Source organism: Veillonella montpellierensis (assembly GCF_947090115.1).
Taxonomy (GTDB): domain Bacteria; phylum Bacillota; class Negativicutes; order Veillonellales; family Veillonellaceae; genus Veillonella; species Veillonella montpellierensis.
In genome coordinates this window covers 52,386-70,596 of record NZ_CAMUMS010000004.1, presented here as the reverse complement: position 1 = coordinate 70,596, position 18,211 = coordinate 52,386, and the positions used below count along the sequence as shown (strand labels likewise).

General features: G+C 40.7%; 13 protein-coding genes and 1 riboswitch. Of the genes, 8 read left to right on the top strand and 5 right to left on the bottom strand.

The genetic code is table 11. The annotated features are described in order from the left end of the window. Window positions 1-158: 158 nt before the first annotated feature. From meaB to P6940_RS03025, 3 genes are read right to left on the bottom strand one after another with little or no spacing between them, the layout of a single operon-like run. The gene (meaB, locus tag P6940_RS03035) at window positions 159-1,343 is read right to left on the bottom strand and encodes a methylmalonyl Co-A mutase-associated GTPase MeaB (protein WP_028257551.1); all 1,185 of its coding nucleotides are present in this window, start codon (window positions 1,341-1,343) and stop codon (window positions 159-161) included. Window positions 1,344-1,364: 21 nt separating this feature from the next. Continuing rightward, complete coding sequence (gene scpA, locus P6940_RS03030; RefSeq protein ID WP_028257550.1) at window positions 1,365-3,551, bottom strand: methylmalonyl-CoA mutase; 2,187 nt, start codon at window positions 3,549-3,551, stop codon at window positions 1,365-1,367. Window positions 3,552-3,553: 2 nt separating this feature from the next. Continuing rightward, a complete protein-coding gene (locus tag P6940_RS03025; protein WP_277293154.1) occupies window positions 3,554-5,800 on the bottom strand; it encodes a methylmalonyl-CoA mutase family protein in 2,247 nt (748 codons plus the stop codon). Between the two features lie 506 nt (window positions 5,801-6,306). Beyond that, window positions 6,307-6,495: riboswitch (cobalamin riboswitch) on the bottom strand. Between the two features lie 787 nt (window positions 6,496-7,282). On the opposite strand from P6940_RS03025, the gene P6940_RS03020 reads away from it, so the two are divergent. Then, window positions 7,283-7,702 carry a YbaN family protein gene (locus tag P6940_RS03020; RefSeq protein ID WP_277293153.1) on the top strand — a complete coding sequence of 140 codons (420 nt, stop codon included), beginning with the start codon at window positions 7,283-7,285 and terminating at the stop codon, window positions 7,700-7,702. Between the two features lie 424 nt (window positions 7,703-8,126). Continuing rightward, a complete protein-coding gene (purB, locus tag P6940_RS03015; RefSeq protein WP_277293152.1) occupies window positions 8,127-9,419 on the top strand; it encodes an adenylosuccinate lyase in 1,293 nt (430 codons plus the stop codon). Window positions 9,420-10,056: 637 nt separating this feature from the next. Here purB and pdxT read toward each other — a convergent pair. Together pdxT and pdxS are read right to left on the bottom strand one after the other, a co-directional pair. Next, a complete protein-coding gene (gene pdxT / locus P6940_RS03010) occupies window positions 10,057-10,620 on the bottom strand; it encodes a pyridoxal 5'-phosphate synthase glutaminase subunit PdxT (protein WP_038152987.1) in 564 nt (187 codons plus the stop codon). A gap of 1 nt (window position 10,621) precedes the next feature. Further along, the gene (gene pdxS / locus P6940_RS03005; protein ID WP_277293151.1) at window positions 10,622-11,497 is read right to left on the bottom strand and encodes a pyridoxal 5'-phosphate synthase lyase subunit PdxS; all 876 of its coding nucleotides are present in this window, start codon (window positions 11,495-11,497) and stop codon (window positions 10,622-10,624) included. A gap of 107 nt (window positions 11,498-11,604) precedes the next feature. On the opposite strand from pdxS, the gene P6940_RS03000 reads away from it, so the two are divergent. The 6 genes from P6940_RS03000 to P6940_RS02975 all read left to right on the top strand — a co-directional run bounded on the left by P6940_RS03000 (window position 11,605) and on the right by P6940_RS02975 (window position 18,172). After that, window positions 11,605-13,023, top strand: a complete 1,419-nt coding sequence (locus P6940_RS03000; protein ID WP_277293150.1) for a PLP-dependent aminotransferase family protein — start codon at window positions 11,605-11,607, stop codon at window positions 13,021-13,023. A gap of 88 nt (window positions 13,024-13,111) precedes the next feature. Next, a complete protein-coding gene (locus tag P6940_RS02995) occupies window positions 13,112-14,398 on the top strand; it encodes an adenylosuccinate synthase (RefSeq protein WP_028257543.1) in 1,287 nt (428 codons plus the stop codon). Window positions 14,399-14,682: 284 nt separating this feature from the next. Beyond that, window positions 14,683-15,018, top strand: coding sequence for an ArsR/SmtB family transcription factor (locus P6940_RS02990; protein ID WP_028257542.1), 336 nt, complete (start codon window positions 14,683-14,685; stop codon window positions 15,016-15,018). Between the two features lie 3 nt (window positions 15,019-15,021). Further along, window positions 15,022-16,248: a DNA polymerase IV gene (locus P6940_RS02985; protein WP_277293149.1), complete on the top strand. Its 1,227-nt coding sequence runs from the start codon at window positions 15,022-15,024 to the stop codon at window positions 16,246-16,248. A 77-nt stretch (window positions 16,249-16,325) separates the two neighbouring features. After that, a complete protein-coding gene (gene larA / locus P6940_RS02980; RefSeq protein WP_277293148.1) occupies window positions 16,326-17,666 on the top strand; it encodes a nickel-dependent lactate racemase in 1,341 nt (446 codons plus the stop codon). Between the two features lie 209 nt (window positions 17,667-17,875). Next, window positions 17,876-18,172 carry a hypothetical protein gene (locus tag P6940_RS02975; RefSeq protein WP_038113543.1) on the top strand — a complete coding sequence of 99 codons (297 nt, stop codon included), beginning with the start codon at window positions 17,876-17,878 and terminating at the stop codon, window positions 18,170-18,172. The last annotated feature ends 39 nt before the right edge of the window (window positions 18,173-18,211 follow it).

The following is an 18,211-nucleotide window of genomic DNA, read 5'->3' as shown; positions in this document are numbered from 1 at the left end:
AGAAAATAGATGTACGTAGGGTAGGGCTTGTGAAGGGAAGAAATTTTATGATGCATATAGTATTTGTAAGTTTGTTGTATAGAAAAATTAGCACTTGCATTCATAAAAATAGTAATGATGGTTATCAATTCATCATCAACAACATCCCTACCCTAGAATTATCTAATTTCAAAAGGAGATGATGCTTTATAACTATTTTCAGATATATCCGTTTGTGCAAATAGTTCGATAAAACGATTGACCGCCATGGTGGCTGTCATAGTACCAGAAATGATATCTTCTTCAATGGAATCCTTACTAGCAATAACATTCGGTGATCGATAGAATAAATTGTGGAGGTGTTCTTCGACCATAGAATATACCCAAGAAAGGGTTTGTTGTTTACGACGCGCGGCTAACACACCATTTTCGGTGCCTTGCTTCATGAATACTTCGATTACGTTGTTCCAAAGTTCCATGATACCAGCGCCCGTATAGGCAGAACATGTATAGGCATGGGTTGTCCATTGTTCTGTCGCTTTTCGAATGAAATAAAGAATTCGTTCATATTCAGCGCGAGTCACTTTCGCACGAGGTAGATTATCGCCATCCGCTTTATTGACAACGATGGCGTCGGCCAATTCCATAACGCCTTTTTTCATACCTTGTAGTTCATCACCAGCACCAGTTAATACGACGAGTAAGAAAAAATCCACCATGGACCGTACGGTTGTTTCACTTTGTCCTACACCGACAGTTTCCACTAGAATTGTATCGTATCCGGCGGCCTCACATAATAAGAGGGTTTCGCGACTTTTACGCGTTAAGCCACCTAGTGTACCACCCGATGGGGATGGACGAATAAACGCATTCGGTTCACGAGATAATTGTTCCATGCGAGTCTTATCACCAAGGATACTCCCTCTAGTAACAGTACTCGATGGGTCAACGGCTAATACGGCTACTTTATGACCATCTTGACATAATTTGGTGCCTAATGCTTCTATGAAAGTTGATTTACCAGCGCCAGGAACACCAGTAATACCGATACGACGGGAATTACCAGTGTACGGTAATAGTCGTTGAATGACTTCTTGGGCTATAGAAAAATGGGCAGCTGCATTGCTTTCAATTAATGTGATGGCACGAGATAGTATCATGCGATCGCCAGCAAGAACCCCTTGCACATAATCATCGACAGTTAACTTTTTACGTTTAATCACTTTAGGCATGTGAGCAGGTTTGGCTGCTTGTGTATGTTCTGACATGCCATCATGCCCACCGTCAACACCACGCATAACACGGCAAGCAAATTGTTTATCATCCTCTGTAGGAACCCAATCGGGTTTATACGTTTCAGTCATAGATTAGCCCCCCTCGTGAGTTTATTCCTCCTCTAATCGTTCATTTAATAATTCAAGTACTTTTTTAGCACATACTGGAATGATGGTACCAGGTCCAAAGATGGCAGCGGCACCATGTTCATATAAATAATCATAGTCCTGTGCTGGAATAACACCGCCAATAACAACCATAATATCTTCACGGCCTAATTTGGCTAATTCTTCAATTAATTGAGGCATCAATGTTTTGTGACCAGCGGCTAAGGAGCTCATACCAACGATATGAACGTCGTTATCTACCGCATCTTTAGCGGCTTCAGCTGGTGTTTGGAATAAAGGTCCAATATCTACGTCATAACCCATGTCGGCAAAGGCAGTGGAGATAACTTTAGCGCCACGGTCATGACCATCTTGACCCATTTTAGCAATGAAGATACGAGGACGACGACCTTGTTTCTTTTCAAATTCATCGGTCATTTGACGAACTTCAGCAATGACATCATCGTCACTAAATTCACTGGAGTATACGCCAGAAATCGAGCGGATAATTGCTTTATGGCGACCACATACTTTTTCTACAGCATCGGAAATTTCACCTTTAGAAGCACGAGCACGCGCTGCTTCTACGGCTAATTCAAGTAAGTTTCCTTCTCCAGTTTCCATAGATTTAGTAATAGCTTCTAGGCAGCTACGAACTTTATCGTTGTCACGGTTAGCACGCAATTTTTTCAATCGTTCGATTTGTGATAAACGTACGGCAGTATTATCAACTTCTAAGATATCAAGAGGATCTTCTTTATCAAGACGTAAATAGTTAACGCCTACAATTTTTTCAGAGCCCGAATCAATGTGCGCTTGTCGACGAGCCGCAGCTTCTTCAATACGCATCTTAGGCAAGCCTGTATCGATGGCTTTTGACATACCACCTAAGGCTTCAACTTCTTGGATGTGTGCCCATGCCTTGCGAATCAATTGGTTAGTTAAGAATTCTACATAGTAGGAACCGCCCCAAGGATCGATAACCTTACATACTTTCGTTTCATCTTGAATATATAATTGTGTATTACGAGCAATACGTGCGGAGAAGTCAGTTGGCAAGGCAATCGCTTCGTCTAGCGCATTGGTGTGCAATGACTGTGTATGACCAAGAGCGGCCGCCATAGCTTCGATACAAGTACGAGTAATATTATTGAATGGGTCTTGTTCTGTTAAGCTCCAACCAGAGGTTTGCGAATGTGTACGCAATGCCATTGATTTAGTTTTCTTAGGATGGAAGGAATTAACAATTTTAGCCCATAACATACGACCAGCACGCATTTTGGCAATTTCCATGAAGTAGTTTTTACCCATGGCCCAGAAGAAGGACAACCGTGGTGCGAATTGGTCAATGGTCAAGCCATGTTCTGTACCAGTACGCAAGTATTCAAGTCCATCTGCCAATGTATAACCTAATTCAATATCCGCTGTGGCACCGGCTTCTTGCATATGATAGCCAGAAATAGAAATACTGTTAAATTTAGGCATATACTTAGATGTATATTCAAAGATATCACCAATGATACGCATGGAAGCAGCTGGTGGATAAATGTAGGTGTTACGCACCATGAATTCTTTTAGAATATCATTCTGGATTGTACCAGCCATAACGGCTTTATCAACGCCTTGTTCTTCACCGGCTAGAATGTAGAACGCCATGATAGGAAGTACGGCACCATTCATTGTCATGGATACAGACATTTGATCAAGTGGAATACCGGAGAATAAGATTTCCATATCAAGGATGGAGTCAACCGCAACGCCCGCTTTACCAACGTCACCAACAACGCGTGGATGGTCTGAGTCATAGCCACGGTGTGTAGCCAAGTCAAAGGCGATGGATAAGCCTTTTTGACCAGCTGCTAGGTTACGACGATAGAAGGCGTTAGATTCTTCGGCGGTAGAGAAACCAGCATATTGACGAACTGTCCATGGACGAGTGACATACATGGTGGAATATGGTCCGCGTAAGAATGGAGGTATGCCAGCAACGTAGTGCAAGTGATTGCAATCCTTATAAGCGGATTGGTCATATAATGGCGCTACATCAATTTGTTCCATAGTTCGATAATAGCTATCATCAAAGGATTTGCCAGTTTCGGCTTTTAATTTTTCTTCCCATGCAGTGAATGCCTTTGGGTCTTGGCTGGCTTCTGCAAAAGGAATGGTTGTAAAATCAGGAATTTTTGACATAGTTAGCACATCCCCTTTTCTTGTTGCATATGACGCAATGTTTCATAACAATTTGATTTCACACTGATGTAATCATCCATGCCAGCAGCATCACAAAGTTCTTTTAATTCTGCGGATGGAGCACCGGCTAAGAATACTTTCATAGCAGGGTTTTTAGCTTTGATGGCTTTTGTAATAGCTGGTGCTAACTCTGGATAAGTCGCATCGGTAGAGCATACGATTGTCGCATCGGCTCCTGATTCTAAAGCGGCTGCCACAGCGTCATCGATTGTTTTGAATCCATTATTAGTCAATACATCAAAAGCAGCTACTTGCATAAAGGAAGTAACAAAATCGGCACGTGCTTTATGTTGTGGAATTGGTCCCATATTTGCTAAGAAAATAGTGACATTACTATTATGTTCAGCTTTATACGATTCTGTACGCATACGTAATTGTTCGAATTGTTCAGTCCAGCGATGAGGCGCAATAGGATCTACGCTTTCCCCTTTGGCACTTTCAGATAAGGCAGCATCAATTTCGCCTAATGTAGCACCGCTGCGAATGGCTTTTTCTGCTGTATCCATCAAGCTACCTGGTTCACTGAAATCACGTTTACTAATTTCAGAAAGTAGTGATTCAGTAAATGCATTATCGCGTACTTTTTTGTTAACGGCTAAGTCGGACTGTTTAGTTTTGTAAATACCATCAAAATCGACAGCAGGAATTTCCAATAATTCTTCTGTCATATTTGGATACATGTTGTTACCAACGGCACGATCTTTACGAGTCGCTAAGTTTTTGAAACGTTTTTGTAAAATTTCATCAATAGCTGTTTGCACTTTGCCAGATGTTAATGCGGCTAGAATGCTACCGTGACCTTCGATGTCTTGGAATTTAGCCCATGCTTTTTCCGTAAATTCTTTACAAAGTGGTTCAATATACCAACTACCACCAGATGGGTCGATCGGTTGAATAAAGTTGAATTCATGTTGTTCCATAATTTGAATATTGCGAGCAATACGACGAGAAAATTCATCGCTTGGACGAATGCAATGATCAAATGGTTTTACAAACATACCGTCGATACCGCCAATAACGGCAGAGAATGATTGAGTCGCTGCACGTAATAAGTTTACATATGGGTCATATTTGGTTTGACAGAATGTAGAAGTGCTGACAAATAGATTAATTTTTTGTGCTGTTTCGTCACCACCGCAATGGCGAATAATCTGTGCCCACATAGTTTTTACACTACGTAATTTAGCGATTTCCATGAAGAAGTTAGCACCTACACTAAAGTGTACGCGTACATGTTTACAGAATGTGTTTACATCAATACCACGTACTTCCATAGCACGAAGATAGGTAAGTGCCGTATTCATCGCATAGGCTACTTCTTGAATATCGTTGGCACCACCATTGTGATATACATCGGTATCAATCATTACAGTACGTAACTGTGGTGCATAGGTTTCTGCCCAGCTAATGGCATGCGCCATTTCATCGTAATACTCATCGAGAGGGCGCTTTAGTGAGCCCAAACGTGCTAGTTCTCCCATAGGATCACTAGTGATAGCACCTGTTAGTGACGATAAATCGATGGATCGACGTTCACAAACGGTAGCGATGGCAGCTAATAAGGCAATGTTAGAAGCACCACAATGAATATCAAGTTCATTAGCTGCTAAGTCCACATCTTGTAAAAGTGTATCTACATCGGCTAAGGTGCTAAGGGATACACCACAATCGGCTACATCTTCTTTGTTTGCTTGATCAAAGTCAAGGCCTTTACGAGTTGCTGTGTCAAGGTAGACAGAAGCGGCAGTAGAACCTTTTTTTAATTCATAGAGTATTTGTTCATTCGCTTCTTTTGGTGTTTTCCCGTCTACACGTTGAGCAATTATCCAAGGTTGATGAATATAACCTGCTGGATTAGCACCACGTAAATTACTTTCACAACCAGGATAGGTTTTATTGTGGGTAAGGCCTTCCTGATCTTCCAGACGATAAATTGGATTTAATGTAATTCCTTCATAAGTGTCGGTGAACATACTACGTTCAAAAGATTTACCTTTTAATAAACCGATAACATCTTCTTTCCAAGCTTCAAAAGTAGGCACATCAAATTCATCAAAGCTTACTGCTGGAAGTTCTTCTTGTAGATTGTCTTCACCATGTTGCATAGAGGCACAACAAGTCGAATTGTCGGCGGAATCATGATGATTGTCTTCGCCATGTTGCATAGTGAGGTTAGTATCTTGTTCCATATAACTGTATCCTTTCTGTTTGAGTTGGGGCAGTATATACCAAAATTGAATGAAGATGTATGTCGATTTATACAGCTTGATTGGTTCACGGACCGTCTACCTAATGCAAGGTATTAATGGACCTCATACTAATAAAAAAAGCCATCGCGGAAACGATGGCGTACACATTAGACAAAACCCCAATCTGTCATTGCTTTTCGTAGTAAGGGCGCATCTCTTCATATATCGTCACACAATTACAGTATCGATGAGTTAACGTTTGATATCCTATAATATTGCCATCTATATCATGGGAGATGAGGAGAAACAATGTTGATAAGGAAATCATTCTGTTTGCATTGATAGAATGTGTATAGATACATTCTATGATGGTATGTATTATAAGAAAAACCGTCTTTCAATAGATGAAAAACGGTAGATATTCTTAACTATAGTATAGGCACTATACAATACCACATAATTAGTATATACATGTTACATATCTACCTGTCTCTCGCAGTTCAAACGATAATGCTTCTTATAGGCAGTTCTTCTGACTTAAATTCAACGCTGACTTCGCCTTCCCAGTTACCCAGTGACATTGTGAAGTGTGCTCATTATTACAGCGGCGGGACCGTGTCGGAGTTACACCGACTTCTCTATTAAGCTACATATGATACATATAAATGTAGATACTCTACTTTGAAACTATGTGACATATGATGTGTATAGCACCTATAAGGTTTGATATTCAGTTGTTTGAGTTCATTATAGGCTTGAAAAAAATGATTGTCAATTTATGGATACTTCAATTGCTAAAAGCACATAATCACTAGCTTTCTTGCGTTTTATTCATATTGCACATATATCAAATTGTTATAAGTGCTATATGATAGATAGCTTTGAAAAATCTTTTTTTAGAATCGGCGGTAACAGTCCAAGATGATAGATATAGATAGGTTTGCGGACCTTATATATGGGTGATTTCTAATCATTCATCGCCATAGTGATTATGAAAAATAGTTATATACAAGTATTTATAAATTTCGTTATAATATAATTTGATAAACGTTATTAGTTAACACTGGGGAAAGAAAATCTCTTATTCTACTATATCTGACTTTTATAGGGATAGGTATGTGGATACTACTTGTCGTGGTTATTGAAAAAGTAAGTGTATTGCGTAGACCTAGGGCGCTCGTCACTCAAGAAATTTGAATAGGATCTAGGAAATAAGCATGGTATGCATTGAGGTCTACGTATTTGGCGGTAATTAAGATACGAGAGTCGTATCTGTGATATTCTGTCATGCGCGTATCGTGTTATGCACTGATACCATTTGGGAGATACTCAGTGCGATAGCATGTAATGGTGATAGACAACGAATGATACCTATATGATAATCGATAGGTGCTATGATTGATGGTAGTGGTATACATGTATCGCAATATATAGCGTGTATGTAGGATTTGTACGTAGAAAGTGTGTTAGAAAGGGCTTGGTATGAAACAGATGACAACAATGAATAGAGAAACAAAACGCTCTAGATGGATGCGGTATGGTTGGTTAAGTGTAGGGTTTTTAAGTCTTGCATTAGGAACGATTGGCTTGGTATTACCTATTTTGCCGACGGTACCATTTTATATGGCTACTTTATTTTGCTTTGGCAAAGGTTCAACGCGATTACATCAGTGGTTTATAGGGACGAGTATGTATACAAAACATGTGGCACCCTTTGAAAGAGAGAGGGCGCTCACAAGAAAATCAAAAATTTCTATTATTACAACGGTTACCATTACTATGGGTATTGGATTCTATTGTATGGGTGACAGTATAGTGGGGCGCAGTCTCTTAGGAATTGTATGGGTTCTCCATGTAATAGCGATGGTGTGGATTGTCAAGACGAAACCAGAATCCTTGTAGTCATATGACGTACATAGTTTGTTAACTAGTGCGCATGGTGCAAAACGAGAATTGATATACTCATATGACGTACATGGTTTCTCCGATAGAGTTAGTTCTGATGTGTTTGTTAAAGGGTATTCATAGTACGTACATGGTTTACCAGAATGCATTGTTCAAGTTCAATGCCATAATCATATAGTCGTATTCCGCACATGGCCTATCAGTGATCAGTGTATACTGTCACTTTTTGTATAGCTATACATTCTAGCGCATCAATTAGGCAGAAGTCATACATATGTATTGATTAGTCAAATTTATAAATAGTATTAATTTTATAAGCTAGTTCGTTGACCCTGTTAGGGGCATATGATATGATTATTACGTAGATAATCTAATGGGGAACGGCGATGCCCTCCCTGCTATCAATGAAGGAGCGATATGAATGATTGAACGATATACACGAGAAGAAATCGGTCGTATTTGGGACGAACGTCATGAATTTGAATCGATGTTGGAAGTTGAAATTTTAGCGTGTGAAGCACAAGCGGAATTGGGTAATATTCCTAAGGAAGCAGCGAAAGCGATTCGTGAAAAAGCGGATTTTAAAGTCGAACGCATTCATGAAATTGAAAAGGAAACCAATCATGATATTATTTCGTTCGTTACAGCAGTGGGTGAATTTGTAGGGGATGAAGCTAAATATATTCACATGGGGTTAACCTCTACAGATGTGAAAGATACAGCCTTAGGCATTATGATGAAAAAATCTTGTGACATTTTATTGAAAGACTTGCATACATTCCATGATGTGCTTCGTCGTAGAGCGAAAGAATTTAAGTATACGCCAATGGTGGGACGTACGCACGGTATTCATGGAGAACCAACTACGTTCGGCTTGAAATTGTGCCTATGGATGGCAGAAATTGAGCGCGACATAGAACGGTTGGAACGTGCAAAACAGACTGTAGCGGTAGGTAAATTATCGGGGGCTGTAGGGACCTATTCTGTAGTGGATCCCTTTGTAGAACAATATGTGTGCGATAAATTAGGGCTTACACCTGTGAAAGTAGCGACCCAAGTGGTACAACGCGATCGCCATGCAGAATTACTATCAACGATTGCGATTATCGGCAGCACCTTAGATAAAATCGCTTTGGAAATTCGTCATTTACAACGCACGGAAGTGCGGGAAGCAGAAGAATATTTCTCGCCAAAACAGAAAGGATCCTCTGCGATGCCTCACAAGCGCAATCCGATTACATGCGAACGCATTTGTGGATTGGCTCGTGTCCTTCGTGGCAATGCACAAGCGGCGTTAGAAGATGTAGCATTATGGCATGAACGAGATATTTCACATAGTTCTGTAGAGCGCATTATTTTACCAGATAGTACGATTACATTGGATTATATGTTGTCATTGGCGACGAAAGTAATCGATAAATTATTAGTATATCCAGATACTATGATGGCGAATATGCAACGTACGGGAGGACTTATCTTCTCACAACGTGTACTCACTTCCTTGGTAGAAAAAGGTGCCGTTCGCGATCAAGCGTATCGCTGGGTACAAAAATATGCTATGGAGCGGTGGTTAGAAGGCAAAGACTTTGCTAAGGGGTTAAAGTCCGATACTAACATAGGTAAGTATTTAACACCAGAAGAAATCGACGCTTGTTTCGATTACAAACCACTATTAAAACATGTGGATACGATTATGGCACGATTTGGTCTATAAGGATGTAGCATAAACGAAACGGATGAACACTACAAAGTAGATAGTGATGATGGAATGAAGAAATTTCTATCATCATATGGACTACATCTATTCGTAACAATATAGTATATAAGCGACTATCACAAAATAGTCTTACATAAGACAGAGGAAAGTTGATCAAAACGTATGAACTGCACTCCAAAAATTGAACACAATTTTTGGAGTGCAGTTCAGCATCAACTTTCCTCTGTTTTTCTAGTTTATGGTGTACTCTATAGGCACTTCTTTATGGTATACACCTATAGATATTTGTTTAGAGTATATCCTATAGGTACTTGCTTGATACATATCATAGATAGTTGTTTATGGTATACCCTATGAATACTCGCTTATGATATATATCTATAGATACGTACTTATGATATATCTATAGGTAGCTTAGAAATATAGGCGACTCCGTCAAGGATCGCGTTGCTCGTTAACTACCGCATAGGTAGCTTAGAAAAAGTAACATTAGTGTTTACTCTAACAGTCAATGTTAACTACTGCATAGATTCTTGTTTATGGCATATACTTAGAGAACTGGAGCGGTGCCTTGATGTACACGTTCTTGTATATAGGCACGTATGTACTGTATGTTCAATGTACATGACTCCTTTTATAAGGATAAGAAATACTCGTGCATGGCCGTATGATCTGTTACTTCTGGATGAAAGGAAACGGCTAGTTGCTTTTTGTATTGAGCGGCGACAATCATATCATCCACAGTGGCGAGCACTTCCACATCGCTACCGACGGATTCAATGTAAGGCGCTCGAATAAAATGCATAGGCACCATTCCTACGTGAGTTACGGAAGCAGTCGTTATAAAGCTGCTAGATTGTCTGCCATAGGCGTTTCGTTTCACGGTAATCGGCATAGTTTGTAAATGGGAGCGCCGATCATTGGTTGTACTTTCACTGAGTAAAATCATGCCAGCACAGGTACCAAATGTAGGGAGCCCTTGGGTAATTTGTTCCCGCAAAGGTTCTAACATATGCATATCCCGTAATAATTTGCCCTGTACCGTACTTTCACCGCCGGGTAAAATTAAGCCGTCATACGATTGGAGTACATCTTGTGACTGACGAAGTTCCACCGTAGTTACCCCGAGCGTGGCTAACAGGCGTTCGTGTTCGATAAAAGCACCTTGCAAAGCGAGAACCGCAATTTTTTTACTCATCTTACTGACCTCGCTCTGCCATGAGTAATTCGATTTCTGCTTCGTTGATACCGACCATGGCCTCTCCTAAATTACTGGATACGCGTGCGATTAATGCTGCATCTTGATAATTGGTGACCGCCTGCACGATGGCAGCAGCTCGTTGGGCAGGATTGCCAGATTTAAATATGCCAGATCCTACAAATACACCGTCTGCACCTAGTTGCATCATAAGTGCCGCATCAGCTGGTGTGGCAATGCCACCTGCGGCAAAGTTGACTACCGGCAATGTGCCAGTGGCGTGAACGGTGGCTACAAGTTCATAAGGGACTTGTAATGATTTGGCCACGTCATATAATTCATCGGTGCGCAAGCTTTTAATGTGAGCGATTTGTTTCTTCACAAGGCGCATATGGCTTACGGCTTGTACTACGTTGCCCGTACCTGGTTCGCCTTTGGTGCGAATCATAGCGGCCCCTTCGTTAATACGTCGTAACGCTTCTCCTAGATCTTTAGCACCACATACAAAGGGTACGTGAAAGTCGCGTTTGTTGATGTGATGTATGGTATCTGCAGGAGATAGTACTTCGCTTTCATCGATATAATCAATATCGATGGCCTCTAATACTTGGGCTTCTACGAAATGCCCGATGCGACATTTTGCCATGACGGGAATGGATACGGCGGCTTGAATCCCTTGAATCATAGCGGGATCACTCATGCGTGATACGCCGCCAGCAGCACGAATGTCCGCTGGAATTCTCTCTAACGCCATAACGGCACAGGCCCCGGCTTCTTCGGCAATCTTAGCTTGCTCTGGTGTGGTAACGTCCATAATTACGCCGCCTTTTAACATTTGTGCTAGTTCTTTGTTTAATTCATGTTGTTCTCTGTTCATAATTCCTCCTACGTGTTCATCAATAGTGATGTGTCTAGTATACACTTATGTGATATTATTAAAATAACCATTTTGATATTTTTTGATAGAACCAGATGTGAGGTTATATGATTACCTATGAATTGCGAGAAGACGTGACATCTCCTTTATACGCCCAGTTATATGAGTATATACGAATGGACATAGTCAATGGTCATTTAAAAGCACATGACAAGTTGCCGTCGAAACGCCATTTGGCAAACCATTTACAAATTAGCGTGATTACGGTTACTACGGCGTATGAACAATTAATGGCGGAAGGCTATATTTACACCAAGCCTAGGCGCGGTTACTATGTGATGGAACAAATCGTTAAAGGCGATACGCCAACCATTAAAGAGGCGGTGTGTGAAAGGGATACATCGCTGGTTATAGCTCCACCGTCGTATCGATTGGATTTGACGGCCAACGACACACCACAACAGGCGTTTCCCTTTAGCGTGTGGTCAAAATTGATGCGCCATCGCATGAGTTATGGGCAACAAGAGTTGATGGCCACATCACCGCCAGCAGGGGTCTATGCGCTGCGACGGGCAGTGGCAGGGTATTTACGAGTTTTTAGAAATATGCCCGTTGAGGCCGATCAAATCATTATAGGAGCGGGCACAGAATATTTATATACGATTCTCATTCATTTGTTGCAGCAAGACTATGTATACTGCTTGGAAAATCCTGGTTATTCGAAACTTTCCCATATTTACAAACAACATCAACGGACGTGTACCTATGCACGATTAGATGAGGAGGGCGTTGTTATGGATGACATTATCCACGCGGACCCACAAGTCTTGCATTTGAGCCCATCGCATCACTTTCCTACAGGAAAGGTGACATCCATAGGGCGTCGCCAAGAATTACTACAGTGGGCCGCAGCTTCCTCGGATCGCTATATAATTGAAGATGATTACGATAGTGAATTTAGACTGACAGGAAGGCTGATTCCTACTTTGGCGAGTATTGATACGAGTCAATCGGTTATTTATATGAATACGTTCTCTAAAAGTTTGGCCTCTACCATTCGTATTAGTTATATGGTATTACCACCATCGCTCATGAATATCTATCATGAAACGATGACCTATTGTAGTTCGACGGTGTCTAACTTTGAACAATATACGTTGGCAGACTTGATTGAACAAGGATATTTTGAGCGCCATATTAATCGCATGCGCACCTATTACCGTAAACAGCGACAACAAGTCATTCACACGATGAAAGCAAGCTCTCTATATCCGTACTTGAGCATTCAAGAAAATAGCTCAGGCTTACACTATGTAATAACCCTTGCGACGACGATGAGTGATACGGAGTTTATTAAACGTTGTCATGAGAAAGGCATCCATATTAAAGCCCTTTCAGAGTACTATCAAAAGAACACACACCGCGATATATGTACGCATCAATTCATTATCAATTATTCGAATATCGATATAGACGCCTTACAATGGGGATTAGAAGAAATGTATGCGATTATTGTGGGTGAGTGATAGAACGGATACTTTACTCATGGACAATACACGGGTAAATGTATTAAAATAGAGTGTAATCGATTGTTATCTAATGGAGGATATAATTATGGCAACAAGTATGGTAATTGGCACTCAATGGGGTGACGAAGGTAAAGGTAAAATTGTTGACTATTTAGCAGAACAAGCTGATGTCGTTGTGCGTAGCCAAGGTGGTAATAATGCAGGTCACACGGTTGTAGTCGATGACAAAGCATTCGCATTGCGTTTATTACCAAGCGGTATTTTGTATGATAATAAAACAAATGTTATCGGTACAGGTGTTGTCATTGATCCGAAAGTTTTTTTAGAAGAGCTTAGCAATTTGGAAAAACAGGGGAAATCCGCAAAAGGATTGCAAATTTCAAATCGAGCTCATGTGATTATGCCCTATCATATTCGCTTAGACGAAGCAGAAGAAGCATCTAAGGGAACTATGAAAATTGGGACCACTAAAAATGGGATTGGCCCATGCTATGCAGATAAAGTCAATCGTGTAGGTATTCGTGTTTGCGATTTATATGATGAAGACCTATTTGTGACAAAATTAAAATATAATGTGACGATCAAAAATAAAATGTTCACGAATGTGTATGGCGTAGAACCAGTTGATTTTGATACGATTTTAAGAGATTATAAAAATTATGCAGCGCAAATTAAAAAATTTGTGGCCGATACGAATAGTACCGTTATTAATGCCATTAAAGATGGGAAAAAAGTATTATTTGAAGGCGCTCAAGCGACGATGCTTGACCTAGATCATGGCACCTATCCATTTGTCACTAGCTCTCATCCTGTTGCAGGTGGTGCGTCTGTAGGATCTGGTGTAGGTCCTCACTATTTAAATAATATTGTAGGCGTTGTAAAAGCTTATGCAACCCGTGTAGGTGAAGGTCCATTCCCATCAGAACAACTCAACGAAGTGGGAGAAGCCCTTCGTGAAATTGGCCACGAATTTGGTACCGTTACAGGTCGTTCTCGTCGTACTGGTTGGCTAGACTTAGCCGTTGTATCCTATGCGGCAGGATTAAGTAGTTTAGACTACTTAGCCATCACACGTCTTGATATTTTAGACACCTTTAAAGAAATTAAAATTTGTGTAGGCTATACATTAGATGGCAAACCAGTAACTGGATTCCCAGCAGATTTAAAAGAATTAGAACGATGCGAACCTATTTATGAAACAATGGAAGGATGGCAAACTGATATTAGCGGTATTCGTGAATATGATGCATTGCCAGAAGCCGCTCGTCGTTATGTAGAACGCATTGCAGAAGTAACAGGCGTAGCTATTGGTATCGTATCTGTAGGTCCTAATCGTAATCAAACGATTGTAGTGCAAGATGTATTTAAATAAGCTAGTTATTACCTAGCATTTATAGCATAGCGTCATTCTAAGTTAACCATGTGTATAGTATGTGCCACACATACATGCGTGTGGTTAATTTAGTATATGCGTGATAAAGCATGATGATGTATATACACTGTATATGAAATAGTTATGTATACTATGCATAGAATGTGATATAGAATTATTTAAAAAAATAGATTTAATTAACTATTTTGTATATAATATAAAATAGATAAAGATACATTGTTGATAAGTATCAAATTTCTGTTTGCAACATAAGGAGAATTTTTATGGAAGTTTCGTATGAGCGTTTAGCTGCTGTTTTTAAAGCACTCAGTGATGAAACACGATTACACATTGTGGATATGTTGTCTTGCAATGAACTATGTGCTTGTGATATTTTAGCTAGCTTTAATTTATCTCAATCAACATTAAGTTACCACATGAAGATTTTAATTGATGCAGGCGTGGTCAATTCTAAACGCAGTGGATTGTGGACACGATATTCCATCAATGAATCTACCTTTGAAAGTATACTACACATTCTTCCTCAATTGTATAAAACTAAGGATGAATGCATTTGTGCACAGATTAAATATTGTCGTTTGGAAGACAAGCCGGAGTAATCTATGAGACGCTGGATTATGCATGTGGATATGGATGCATTTTATGCGTCTGTGGAGCAACTGGATCATCCAGAATATAGAGGCCGCCCTATTATTGTGGGCGGTCTTTCTGCACGTGGCGTCGTGGCCACTGCTTCCTATGAGGCCCGTGCCTTTGGTGTTACGTCGGCGATGGGGGCGATGAAGGCCCATCAACTTTGTCCAGAAGGCATCTTTGTGCCACCACGGATGGAACGGTATCATCAAGTATCACAACAGATTCATGAAATTATGGCACAGTATACTCCGTACATTGAACCCTTATCGTTAGATGAAGCTTTTTTGGAAGTGTCTGGCATGGGCCATATGTTTAAGGGACCCTATGAATTAGGCAAGGATATTAAAGCGCGCGTGTTACAGGAAACGGGCTTAGTTATTTCCGCAGGCATTGCGCCGAATAAATTGTTAGCCAAAATAGCTTCTGATATTGATAAGCCAAACGGCCTTGTTATCGTTCCCTATGGTAAGGAAATCGATTTTTTAAAAGACTTACCCATATCACGTTTGTGGGGCGTAGGTAAACATACGGAAAAGCGCTTGCACGAAGGGGGCTTTTACAAATTAGGTGATATACAACGCTTGCCAGATGAACGACCACTGATCCCTTATTGTGGCACGATGGCAAAACGATTCTATGATATGAGTCGCGGCATAGATGATCGTCCCGTCGAGTATGAACGGCGTGTGCAATCGGTGGGCAATGAAGAAACCTATGAAATGGATTTGTCGGATCCAGAATTGATCGATTGCGAATGGCGTTATTTTTCTCATCGTGTAGCACGTAGGTTGCGCAAACAACATATGATGGGACAGACGGTGTCTATAAAAGTTCGGTACCACGATTTTGTAACACTTACACGACAAAAAACATTGCATACCGCTACGGATAGTGAGTATGTTTTGTATGAAGTGGCACGGCGTTTATACGATAAAATAGATAGTCACAAGCCGATTCGTTTATTAGGCTTATCGGTATCGCAACTATGTGAGCCTATCGTGCAAACCTCTTTGTTTGCCACAGAAGTCGCGCAAGAGGCGTTAACAGAAACGCTCGATGACTTGGCAGATCGCTTTGGAGAACAGGCCGTTATGCGCGGTGATTTATGGCAACGTAAGGCGCATACGGTGCGTCAAGTAGAAGCCGATCAAGTAGGAATTGAAAAAACGGTAGAAGTAGAACGTAACAACTAGGACTTTACTAGTATGTATAGCCGATGATATACAGAGTAGAATTTAGGGCGTGCGTACACACATAGAGAGGGCAATAGATGACAGAGTATGAATTACGATATGGAAAAGGGGCGGTAACGGTATCGTTACCAGAGGAGAGAGTGCTGCATGTAGTAATGGGAGCGCCGTATCCAGCGATTATGAATACAGAAAAGGCCTTAGTAGATGCCTTAGAGCATCCAGTAGGGACACCGCCGTTACATATGATTGTTCATCCTGGTGAAACGGTTTGCATCGTCGTATCGGATATTACGCGAGCTTGGATTCACTATGAACGATTTTTACCAACCTTGCTGGACTATTTAAATGATGCAGGCATTCCAGATACGGATATATTTTTATTAGTCGCTTATGGTGCTCATCGAAAACAATCAGAGGCAGAACATCGCATGTGTTACGGTGAAGATGTGTGTAGACGAGTACGTATTGAACACAGTTGTGCCGTTAGCGAGGACTGTCACTACCGCCATCAAGGGGTGACATCGCGCGGAGTACCGATTGAAATTAATGAATTAGCCTTAGATGCGGACCGTGTCATTTTAACGGGTGGTTTGGTATACCACATGATGGCTGGTTATGGGGCTGGTCGCAAAGCCGTATTACCAGGCATTTCGTCCTATGAAGCGATTCAAAAAAATCATGTACTATGCTTATCGGATACAGTAGGCGGTGGGTGTAATCCAGATAATTACAGTAGCAATATTAGTACCAATCGCATGCATGCCGATCAATTGGAACATGCACAGGCACTGAATGCAGATTTTTTGATCAACGTCATTAATAACGCAGACAACCAATTAGCTCGCTTTGTGACGGGGCATTGGCAACAGGCCTGGAAAGATGGAATTCATACGGTGGATGAAATCTTTAAAGTGCCGATTACGGCTAAAGCCGATTGCGTTATCGCCTCTGCTGGAGGGTATCCTAAAGATATTAATTTATATCAAGGTATTAAAACACAAGATAATGCGACAAAAGCAGTTCGCCCTGGCGGCGTTATTATTTTACTAATGGAATTAGAAGATAGTCAGGAACTACCAGAATTTATCAATTGGTTTCACTACGATAATCCGAAGGAACATGAAATGGCATTGCGTAAAGGCTTTACGGTGCCAGGATTTATTTCTTTGCACGTAGTAGAAGACTTACAAACCTATACACATATTTTTGTAACCTTAGAGAAAAATAGGTCCATTATTGAGCAAACAGGGGCAAAGATGGCCACCACCGTAGAAGAAGCATTGGCTATGGCAGAAGACATATTGGGTGATGCATTTACGATTAACATATTGCCTACAGGCAGTACGACTATGCCTGTTGTCATGTCGGATGTTCCTAGCAAGAAGAGTGGGGGCAGTTCTTGCCTGTGCGAGGAGTAGACAGAGAAACTTTTACATAGAAGATATAAAATAGTATGTATAGCGTATATACTATGATATAATGAAGTGATATCATTTTATGAGCGCATATAAGTATATGCATATGTTGGCGTAGTAAGCGTATGCATGACGAAGCGGTCAACGTTAGAGGCTCGATAGAATGTGCATGATTTTAATAGGTATAGGATATAGAAAATGAGGGTTGGAAAATGGCAGATACTGTATTCCATGTGGCGATTCATTATGGTATAACTAGCAATGGGTATATTGCATATAATATAGACACAAAAGAACTTACCGTGGTTCTTCCGGAACAAGAATGGGCCGATAAAGTTAAGGCGTATTTAACAACGGAGCAGACGATAAAAAATGCAGTAGGTCTTAATACGTATGAAACGGTTACAGTATTACCAGTTAGCTCCTTAGATAATTTGAAACTAGCCTTAACCCGTATGTGGACGGCGATTGAAGTACAAGTGGATTGGTCTCGGCCTTGGAATTTGTAATTTTCTATTGCGTAGGAACCAGTATTTTGTATAATAGTG

Bases quoted from the DNA above. Each gene is read 5' to 3' on its own strand.
- meaB (WP_028257551.1), bottom strand. From the start codon at position 1,343: ATGACTGAAACGTATAAACCCGATTGGGTTCCTACAGAGGATGATAAA.
- scpA (WP_028257550.1), bottom strand. From the start codon at position 3,551: ATGTCAAAAATTCCTGATTTTACAACCATTCCTTTTGCAGAAGCCAGC.
- P6940_RS03025 (WP_277293154.1), bottom strand. From the start codon at position 5,800: ATGGAACAAGATACTAACCTCACTATGCAACATGGCGAAGACAATCAT.
- P6940_RS03020 (WP_277293153.1), top strand. From the start codon at position 7,283: ATGAAACAGATGACAACAATGAATAGAGAAACAAAACGCTCTAGATGG.
- purB (WP_277293152.1), top strand. From the start codon at position 8,127: ATGATTGAACGATATACACGAGAAGAAATCGGTCGTATTTGGGACGAA.
- pdxT (WP_038152987.1), bottom strand. From the start codon at position 10,620: ATGAGTAAAAAAATTGCGGTTCTCGCTTTGCAAGGTGCTTTTATCGAA.
- pdxS (WP_277293151.1), bottom strand. From the start codon at position 11,497: ATGAACAGAGAACAACATGAATTAAACAAAGAACTAGCACAAATGTTA.
- P6940_RS03000 (WP_277293150.1), top strand. From the start codon at position 11,605: ATGATTACCTATGAATTGCGAGAAGACGTGACATCTCCTTTATACGCC.
- P6940_RS02995 (WP_028257543.1), top strand. From the start codon at position 13,112: ATGGCAACAAGTATGGTAATTGGCACTCAATGGGGTGACGAAGGTAAA.
- P6940_RS02990 (WP_028257542.1), top strand. From the start codon at position 14,683: ATGGAAGTTTCGTATGAGCGTTTAGCTGCTGTTTTTAAAGCACTCAGT.
- P6940_RS02985 (WP_277293149.1), top strand. From the start codon at position 15,022: ATGAGACGCTGGATTATGCATGTGGATATGGATGCATTTTATGCGTCT.
- larA (WP_277293148.1), top strand. From the start codon at position 16,326: ATGACAGAGTATGAATTACGATATGGAAAAGGGGCGGTAACGGTATCG.
- P6940_RS02975 (WP_038113543.1), top strand. From the start codon at position 17,876: ATGGCAGATACTGTATTCCATGTGGCGATTCATTATGGTATAACTAGC.